The 7,967-nt window shown below is 60.9% G+C and carries 9 protein-coding genes; 3 read left to right on the top strand and 6 right to left on the bottom strand.

Features of this window, described 5'->3' with window-relative positions:
• Positions 1 to 79: 79 nt before the first annotated feature.
• The 3 genes from ACOZK9_RS22800 to ACOZK9_RS22790 form a co-directional block, all read right to left on the bottom strand.
• On the bottom strand, positions 80 to 1,018 hold the full coding sequence (locus ACOZK9_RS22800; protein WP_421556606.1) for an alpha/beta hydrolase fold domain-containing protein: 939 nt from the start codon (positions 1,016 to 1,018) through the stop codon (positions 80 to 82).
• Positions 1,018 to 1,458: a tryptophan-rich sensory protein TspO gene (gene tspO, locus ACOZK9_RS22795; RefSeq protein WP_122250615.1), complete on the bottom strand. Its 441-nt coding sequence runs from the start codon at positions 1,456 to 1,458 to the stop codon at positions 1,018 to 1,020. The genes ACOZK9_RS22800 and tspO overlap by 1 nt, the downstream gene beginning before the upstream one ends.
• Positions 1,459 to 1,532: 74 nt before the next feature.
• Positions 1,533 to 2,096 carry a nucleotidyltransferase family protein gene (locus tag ACOZK9_RS22790; RefSeq protein ID WP_421556605.1) on the bottom strand — a complete coding sequence of 188 codons (564 nt, stop codon included), beginning with the start codon at positions 2,094 to 2,096 and terminating at the stop codon, positions 1,533 to 1,535.
• A 445-nt stretch (positions 2,097 to 2,541) separates the two neighbouring features.
• Between ACOZK9_RS22790 and ACOZK9_RS22785 the strand changes: the two genes are divergently transcribed.
• Entirely contained in the window at positions 2,542 to 2,781 is a 240-nt protein-coding gene (locus ACOZK9_RS22785; RefSeq protein WP_058411878.1) for a DUF6124 family protein, read from the top strand.
• A gap of 3 nt (positions 2,782 to 2,784) precedes the next feature.
• Here the strand turns inward: ACOZK9_RS22785 and ACOZK9_RS22780 are convergent, their stop codons facing one another.
• Positions 2,785 to 3,018: a hypothetical protein gene (locus tag ACOZK9_RS22780; RefSeq protein WP_058411879.1), complete on the bottom strand. Its 234-nt coding sequence runs from the start codon at positions 3,016 to 3,018 to the stop codon at positions 2,785 to 2,787.
• A 202-nt stretch (positions 3,019 to 3,220) separates the two neighbouring features.
• Here ACOZK9_RS22780 and ACOZK9_RS22775 point away from each other — a divergent pair, with 202 nt between their 5' ends.
• A complete protein-coding gene (locus ACOZK9_RS22775; protein WP_421556604.1) occupies positions 3,221 to 3,571 on the top strand; it encodes a hypothetical protein in 351 nt (116 codons plus the stop codon).
• 88 nt (positions 3,572 to 3,659) lie between these two features.
• Here the strand turns inward: ACOZK9_RS22775 and ACOZK9_RS22770 are convergent, their stop codons facing one another.
• Positions 3,660 to 4,286 carry a glutathione S-transferase family protein gene (locus tag ACOZK9_RS22770; protein WP_152748882.1) on the bottom strand — a complete coding sequence of 209 codons (627 nt, stop codon included), beginning with the start codon at positions 4,284 to 4,286 and terminating at the stop codon, positions 3,660 to 3,662.
• Between the two features lie 108 nt (positions 4,287 to 4,394).
• Here ACOZK9_RS22770 and ACOZK9_RS22765 point away from each other — a divergent pair, with 108 nt between their 5' ends.
• Positions 4,395 to 5,564 (top strand): lactonase family protein, encoded by a 1,170-nt coding sequence (locus ACOZK9_RS22765; protein ID WP_152748883.1) that lies wholly within the window; start codon positions 4,395 to 4,397, stop codon positions 5,562 to 5,564.
• A 3-nt stretch (positions 5,565 to 5,567) separates the two neighbouring features.
• Here ACOZK9_RS22765 and ACOZK9_RS27495 read toward each other — a convergent pair whose 3' ends face one another.
• On the bottom strand, positions 5,568 to 7,625 hold the full coding sequence (locus tag ACOZK9_RS27495; RefSeq protein WP_122250609.1) for a methyl-accepting chemotaxis protein: 2,058 nt from the start codon (positions 7,623 to 7,625) through the stop codon (positions 5,568 to 5,570).
• Positions 7,626 to 7,967: the final 342 nt, after the last annotated feature.

The raw sequence follows: 7,967 nt of genomic DNA, 5'->3' as shown, positions 1-7,967 counted from the left end.
CGATTGCGGTGTGTCAGGTAAGTATTTTTCAACTGACACACCGCAATCGCGAGCAAGCCCGCTCCCACAATTAATGTGGTCAGCCGCGCGTCCGCGCCGTGATCCACGTTTGGCTATAAGCCAGCACCTGAGCCGCCATCGCCACGGGGAAGTGAATAAACCCATGCGCAGACTCCGGCAACAGGTGCGCTTCCACCTGCGCAACGGCGCCCCATCGCTCGGCGATCAGCAGCGTGTCATCCTTTAGCGGGTCCAACTCGCCCACAAACATCAGTGCCGGCGGCAGCCCGGTAAAGTCGCCATACAACGGTGACAACGGCGGCTGGCGACGCGCTTCATCAGTCAACCCCGGCGTCAGCAGGCGCAGCGCCTGGACCATGCCGGGGCCGTCCAGCACCAACGTGTGCGGCCCGGCTGCGCGTACGCTTGGGGTACCGCTCAAGTCGTAAACACCGTAATACAACACCGCGCCGCTGACCCGTTTGAGCAAGTCCGGCCATTGCTTGAGCGCCAGCAACGTCGCCGCCGCCAAGTGCCCGCCGGCCGACTCACCGACGACGATCACCGGCAGGCCGGCAAACTCATCGCTACCGAGCAGCCAACGTGCGGCAGCCAGGCAGTCTTCCATCAGCCCTTCAACCGGCGTGTTAACCGCTAGACGATAATCCACCGACACCACCGCCACGTCGCACGCGTTGAGCATGCCAAGGTTGAGGTCATCGTCCATCTGCGCATTGCCGATCACCCAGCCGCCGCCGTGAATGTCGAGCACCACACCTTTGGCCTTACCCTGCGGCCGCAGAATGCGCACCGGCACTTGAACGCCACCCACACCGACCCGGCGGGTTTGCGCAGCAGGCGCCTTCTTGAGCGTTTGACTGGCCCGCAACAGCGCCTGAATCAAGCGTGGCGTGACACGATTACGGATTTTAAAGCGCGGCAACCACGCGAGTTTTTTATTCAATTGCCGCATCTGCGCCAGTTCTGGCTCACTGGCAGGCCACCGTGTGTAAGCCATCAGCGGTTATTGCGCAGGATCGAGAAATTCAACGCCGCCGCCACACACAGCCACGCCAGGTAGGGGAACAGAATCAACCCGGTAATCAGGTCCAGGCGCACGGCCAATACCACCATGGCCGCGACGGTGAGCCACAGCAGCAGAATAATCACCATGCCGGCGAGCACGTGATGCGCGCCAAAAAACACCGGTGTCCACAGGGTGTTCAGGGCGATTTGCGCCGCCCACAAAGCCATTACCGTTTGGCTGCCCGGGATCAGGCTCAAGCGGTAGCCGGCCCACGCGAGCAGCAGGTAGATGATCGACCAGGCGACCGGGAACAACCAATTAGGCGGCGTAAAGCTCGGTTTGATCAGCGCTTCATACCAAGCGCCGGGCTTGAATATGATGCCGGTGCTGGCGGCGGCGGCGCAGGCGAGCAGGAAGATAAAGAAGGTCATGGCGGGTCCTTGGCGGTTCGTTTGAAGCTTGGACGTGCAACAGGCAGGCAAAAGTTCACGCAAAACGTCGACGATTAATCCGGCGGCACAATCCTCAGCCACGGCCAGCGCGCCTGATAGCTGCGCGCCTTCTGATCAAACAACGCAGGCTCGCGGTGGTTGGGGTTAATGCGCAGCAGGCCTTGGTCCACATCGTCCAAACCAAACGGCGCGTAGACCTCGCCCGTTGCAACCTCCAACCCAATGCACGTACCGGCCACCAAATAACGGTCAACCCCCTGTTTAGCCGAGTGCAGTTGGGCGTAAGGCCGACCGAAGCGCTCAGCGTACCAAAGATGAACACGCGCCTGATTCTTGACCTCAACGTTGACGCCCAAATCTTGAAACAGCCGGTCGGCCGCGCGGATCACCGTGTCTTCAGCTTCCCAGGACAGGTCGGTGTCGAAGTAAAAAACGTCGTAGTCCTTCACGCCCTGAGCGGCGGGCAGATTCGATTGGTGGTTCCACACCGCCTGGAACAGACAGCCCGCCGTCAGCATGCACTGGTCCACACCGAGGTCCGGCAGACGCGCGATAATTTCAGCGTTGACGGGGTTGGCCATGGCCAGTTCAAGCAGGGTTTTGACGGTCAATGTCATTGGCACGCCTTCGATACTGTGGTGAGCGGGCTTACTGTGGCGAGCGGGCTTGCTCGCGTTGGGCTGCGCAGCGGCCCCAAAACCTGCACACACGATGCACCAGACAAACCAGAACCCACAAGCCCCGTGCATTAAGCACACAGCACCTTGCTCCATTGCCTACGCGTACGTCAGAATCCGCCGACTTGTGCGCCAAGGTGCCCGTCTCTAAGGTTGCTCGGTCGCTGAATCTCTCAGTGATCGGGTTTAGTAGCCTACGGTTTAACCTAACACGTGCATAAGTCTCATCTGTCAGACGTTCCTGTCTGTGCTTGATGGTGGCTGTGCGCAGGGCGCCCTCGGGCGCGCCGGTTTTGTTAGGTTCCACCGGTCTACTAACCTGCGTTCAGCTACCACCCTTTCGTTTAGTAGCGATGAGGTTGTGGCCCAAGCAAGGAACTTGACAATGGTTAATATCAACCCTGATTCAACCACCCTCTACACCGTCGCTGCCGACGCCAGCACCGAAACCCTGATCACCAACAGCTACGAAACCTTCACCTCAGTCAGCACCTTGCTGCTCGACCTGTCCGAAGACCTGTGCGGCAAACACCGCGACATCGCGCTGGCCATCCACCAACTGAGCGAACTGGGCGTGCTCCTCACGGCCAAACTGCTCGACCGCGAAGCGCCCTGCCCTGGCTAACGTTTAGCCCTTCAACTCAGCGGCGCGGTTACTTGCCGCGTCGTCATAGGCCACATACAGCGACTCGGCGATTTGGCTTTTAATGGCTTTGGCCGATTCCAGCCCCAACACAAAACCTTCGGCCTTGCCGCCAGCGCGGTTGAGTTCTTCATGGGTGGAGGCGCCGGTGATAGCGTCGAGCAGTTTAGTGGCGTGAGGGCCAACGCCTTTGGGAAGGGAGATTTGGTCGATGGTCATGGCAATACCTTAAAAGATAGAAGTCGGTAGCGCGTGAACCACTGCCGGGGATGGCATGGTAGCCCTGTTGGCAAAGAAAGGGGCCGCTTTCGCGCTGACCGCGAGTCACCAAAATGTGTTCGCCCCGTCGCGACGGGGCGCCTTGGTTCAAAACCATCGGCACGCTGTTAATCTAAGGCGTTTGCGCACTCGGGGAGCCCCTATGAAATTAACCAAACGCGACAACGCCCGCCTCGAACGCCGCCTTGTCGCCACCCTCACCGAAGCCTGCGAAACCGCCAAAGGCGAAATTCCAGGGTTCATCTGGCTGACACATACCGTCGACTACGCAGCCTTCGCCAGCAGCCTTCGCGTGACATGGGTGTTCGACACGCGCGCCAATAAGGACCAGGCCTTGGCGGGCGGCGCGGCCGAACGGATGCGTGAGTTGACCGCCGCTGCGCTGCACGACACCGACGCGCCGCCCGTGCCGATGGAGCGCTGTGTGCGTTTCGATTGCGAAGAAGAATGCAGCGCCCAGCATGGCGGCGATTGGCGCGCGCGCCTGGCCTGATGGCGCCTCATGCAGGAATTGTCGAGCTCCACATTCGACCTTCGCTGTTTTCAGCGTCGTGATCGCTAATCAAGCCTCCGCCAGACGCTTATTTGGCAAATGCGTACTCCCCGCCCTGCTCCACCGCCTTGCGATAAGCCGGCCGCGCCTGAAACCGCTGCACCCACGCCGCCAGGTTCGGGTAGGCCTGCAACTTGCCTTGCGCCTTGGCGATCTCGCCGATAAAGCTCATTTGTACGTCGGCGCCGCTCAGTTCGTCACCCAGCAAATACGGGGTATCCACCAGCACGTCGTTCAGGTAGCCGAGGTAATTGGCCACTTCCGACTCAATACGCGGGTGCAACGGCGTGCCCGCGTCACCCAGGCGGCCGACGTAGAGGTTAAGCATCAGCGGCAGCATGGCCGAACCTTCGGCGAAGTGCAGCCATTGCACGTATTTGTCGTAGGTGGCGGTAGCAGGGTCGGGTTGCAGGCGACCCTGGCCATGGCGGCGGATCAGGTAGTCAATAATCGCGGCGGACTCGATCAGCACGAGCGCGCCGTCTTCAATCACCGGCGATTTACCCAGCGGGTTGATGGCCTTGAGTTCGGGTGGCGCAAGGTTGGTTTTCGGGTCGCGCTCGTAGCGCTTGATTGCGTATGGCAAGCCGAGTTCTTCAAGCAGCCAGAGGATGCGTTGCGAGCGAGAGTTGTTGAGGTGGTGGACAGTGATCATAAGGGCTCCGCTGAACAAGAGTGGGTGTATAGCAAACAGACTACGCGACCCACGTGGAGTGCCGTGAATCCAGGCGACCCATTGCCCTGACTCAAACATAGTCATACGATGACTGATCACAACCATAAAAATAAAGGATCACTCGTGAGTAAACCCCTTCTCATGGCCGCCGCTGTCGTGTGCGGCCTCAGTGTGCACGCGAACGCCGCTACTTTTGCGTATATCTCCAGCCCCGGCGACGGCCTGATTTCCCACTATCGCCTGGACGAAAGCAACGGCGCGCTGAGCCTTATCGATCAGGTGAATGCCGGCGATCAGGTCAACCCAATGGCCCTCAGCCCCGACGGTAAAACCTTGTTTGCAGCGTTGCGGGTCAAACCGTTTCAGGTTCAAGGGTACAGCGTCGACCCCACGACCGGGCGGTTGACGGCGCAGTCCAAGGCGCCGTTGGCTGAAAGCATGGCGTACCTTGCGACTGACCGTGCCGGGCGTTACCTGCTCGCCGCCTCTTACGGTGCCGACACCCTGAGCGTGCAAGCGATTGACGCGGCTGGACAGCCCTCCGGCAACATTCAGACCTACAAGACCGGCCCACATGCGCACTCGCTGCGCACCGACCCGAGCAATCGCTTTGCCTACGCGGGCAATCTGGGCGCGGACCATGTGCTGCAATACCGCTTCGACGCCAACACGGGCGCGTTAACGCCGATTGGCAGCGGCTATGTAAGTGTTGCGGCCAACACCGGGCCACGGCACCTGGCCTTTTCTGCGGACGGCAAATACCTCTACGTGGTGGGTGAAATGAGCGGCACCGTGAGCGTATTTTCCATCGATGGCAGCACCGGCGCACTCACTCAGACAGGCATGGCGAACGGCATTCCCGAGCGCTTGAAATTGGCCCATGGCGAAGTGCGTGACGCGCGCAACAATGACCTCAAGGACGACCCGACGCCGCGTATCTGGGCAGCAGACCTGCGCATGTCGCCGAACGGCAAGCTGCTACTGATGAGCGAGCGCACCAGCAGTTCGGTGTCGGCCTTTGCGGTGGACACCGCCACGGGTGGCATAAGGTTTGTCGATAACTACCCGGTCGCAGAGCAGCAACCGCGCAATATCGCCTTTTCACCGAATGGCCACTGGTTGCTGGTGACCGGTGAAAAAAGCGAGAAAGTCGGCACCTATGCGGTCAGCGACACAGGTGCCTTGAAGCGTGTGGGCGAAGCGCCATCGGGCAAGGGTGCGCTGTGGATTGAGATCCTGCACACCTCAGCGCAATAGCCCTCAGCCCAACCTGAAACGCGCGGTGTTGTCACTCAACGCCTGGCTGCCCTTGCTCAGGGTGTCTGCCGCGCGGTTGACGGCTCGCGCGCCATCGAGCAAACGCCCGGCGGCCTGATCAACTTGTTGGATGTTGCCGCTGACCTCGTCGGCGGTCGCAGCCTGTTCTTCTACCGCCGTCGCGATCTGCGCCAGGGTGTCGGTGACGTTTTGCACCGCGCCGGCAATCTCGCCCAGCCGCGTGCCGAGCCCGGTGACGGACTCCGCGTCAGTCAGCGCCTGTTCGCATGCGGCCCCCATCAGCGTCACCGCTTGGCTGACCGTCGCGCGCAGGCTGTCGACCGTGCCGGCGATCTGCGCCGTCGACGCCTGGGTGCGTTGCGACAGGCTGCGAACCTCGTCCGCCACCACCGCAAAACCACGGCCCTGCTCGCCTGCGCGTGCAGCCTCGATGGCCGCGTTAAGCGCCAGCAAGTTGGTTTGTTCGGCGATGCCGCGAATGGTGTCGACCACCGATTGAATCTGTTGCCCTTGCTGGCTGACTTGCTCCAACGCGTTGGCGGTGTCGGTCAGGCGCTGGTTGAGTTGCTGGATGCTGGCCGTGGTGCGCTGGCTGTCGCGGCTGCTGTCTTCGGCAATGCGCCGGGTTTGCTGGGCGCTGCCAGCCGCTTGTTCACAGCTTCTGGCGACGCCCATCGAGGTGGCCGCCAGTTGCGTGGCGGCGGCGGCGATCTGGCTGATTTGTGACTGCTGGTCTTCGACCTCCGTAAGGGTGCTGCCCGACTGCGAATTCAGCGTGAGCACGGCCGAGCCGAGCAGTTGGGTCTCGTGATTAACCCCGAGCAGGCTGGTGCGCAATTGCACGACCGCGACGTTAAGCGCGGTGCTGATGGCGGCCAGTTCGTCGCGGCCTTCCACCGCCACTTCGACGCACAGGTTGCCGTCGCGCAGGGACTCGGCGAGCGTGGTAATGCCGCTGGCGCTGCGGTGAATAGCAGCTTGCAGGCACATAAACAGGTACAGCGCCGCCAGTGCCAACAGGCTGAAGGTCGCCACCACCGGGATGAAGTGCCGGAACGACAGATCGCGGTAGTAACTCAAGCGCTGATCCATCGAATTCAGCGACTGGTTGCGCAACGTACCTAACGCGCCGAGCATGCTGTCGACACTGCGGTCAAAGCCCGCCATGTCAAGCTTGATGGTGCCGCCAAAAACGCCGTCGTCCAACAGCTTGAGTTGGTTATCGAGCAATTGCAGGCTGCTGTCGTATTGCGCCGTCCACGGTTCGAGCCCCTCATATTGCTTGGCTTTGAGCGAGGCGGCGGCCTTGACCAGTTGGTCGCGCGCATCGCCAATGCGGCTGCGCAGGTCACGCATCTGCAAACGACTTTGCAAGGTGAACTGCCCCGAAGCGATGGACGACTCGCCAACACTCGCCATACGGCCGATGCGCTCGATCAGGTCCGGCGTCTGCTGGGTGGATATTTGCATCAGCGTGTAGGTTTCAAGCCAAGGATCGAGGATCAGGCCGGTGTCGAGGGCGATCTGCTCGCGCAGGGCTTGCACGGCGGTCAAGGCGGCGGTGAAGCGGTCATAACCGTCCGGCCACCAGCCCACAGTGCGCAGGGCTTGGGAGTCCATGCCCTTGACGGTGGCCTGCAACGCCTCAAAACGCGTCAAGGTGTCGGCGCTGGCATGCTCGGCTTTGAGCGAGTCGCCGAGTACTTGCAGGCTCTTCAGGATGACCGGGCTGCCGGCATCGACCTTGTCCATCGCCGCTTGAACCGCAGGCGTCTGGGTATGCAGGATGTCCACCGCTTTCCAGCGCGCCGCCAGGTTACGCTGGGCCGTCAATTGCCCATCCAGAGCCTCCATGGCCAATAGCTGGCTAACGCCAGACTTCTCGCTGGAAATCACCGCTAATTTTTCGCGATAGTCCTGGCCGATCATCCACAGGCTGCCCACCAGAGGCAGCATGAACATAATGAACAGAATCTGGAATTTGCGCGCAAAACCGAAACGCCCGAGCAGGCGGATACCGGGTGATAAAAGACTGTGCATGGCCGACTAACCCCTAAAACAACCCACGCGGTGCACCGGCGGGCGAAGCCTTGATATAACTAACGGCAAAATGCCATGTCATTGATTAGCTTGGCTCTAGCAAGATACGGGCCGCTGGTGAAGAAGCCGTAAATAGGCGGTTCGCCGATGAAACAACCCGGTAGCGCGCGCTAAAATGGGGCGAAAGCACTCAGCGTGAAGCGTAAAAATGTAACCCGATTTTACATCGGCACAGGCGTCAGGCTGATACTCGCCGCAAAGTCAGCGTTCGGCAAGTGGCGGCAAACGCTGCCGGCCAACATGGGCAGACGTATTAAGCGCCCTTAGCCTGGAAGTGCGTTC

The organism is Pseudomonas kitaguniensis (assembly GCF_049199985.1).
GTDB classification, from domain to species: Bacteria; Pseudomonadota; Gammaproteobacteria; order Pseudomonadales; family Pseudomonadaceae; genus Aquipseudomonas; species Aquipseudomonas kitaguniensis.
This window is presented reverse-complemented; position numbering and strand designations above follow the sequence as displayed.

Bases quoted from the DNA above. Each gene is read 5' to 3' on its own strand.
- ACOZK9_RS22800 (WP_421556606.1), bottom strand. From the start codon at position 1,018: ATGGCTTACACACGGTGGCCTGCCAGTGAGCCAGAACTGGCGCAGATG.
- tspO (WP_122250615.1), bottom strand. From the start codon at position 1,458: ATGACCTTCTTTATCTTCCTGCTCGCCTGCGCCGCCGCCGCCAGCACC.
- ACOZK9_RS22790 (WP_421556605.1), bottom strand. From the start codon at position 2,096: ATGACATTGACCGTCAAAACCCTGCTTGAACTGGCCATGGCCAACCCC.
- ACOZK9_RS22785 (WP_058411878.1), top strand. From the start codon at position 2,542: ATGGTTAATATCAACCCTGATTCAACCACCCTCTACACCGTCGCTGCC.
- ACOZK9_RS22780 (WP_058411879.1), bottom strand. From the start codon at position 3,018: ATGACCATCGACCAAATCTCCCTTCCCAAAGGCGTTGGCCCTCACGCC.
- ACOZK9_RS22775 (WP_421556604.1), top strand. From the start codon at position 3,221: ATGAAATTAACCAAACGCGACAACGCCCGCCTCGAACGCCGCCTTGTC.
- ACOZK9_RS22770 (WP_152748882.1), bottom strand. From the start codon at position 4,286: ATGATCACTGTCCACCACCTCAACAACTCTCGCTCGCAACGCATCCTC.
- ACOZK9_RS22765 (WP_152748883.1), top strand. From the start codon at position 4,395: ATGACTGATCACAACCATAAAAATAAAGGATCACTCGTGAGTAAACCC.
- ACOZK9_RS27495 (WP_122250609.1), bottom strand. From the start codon at position 7,625: ATGCACAGTCTTTTATCACCCGGTATCCGCCTGCTCGGGCGTTTCGGT.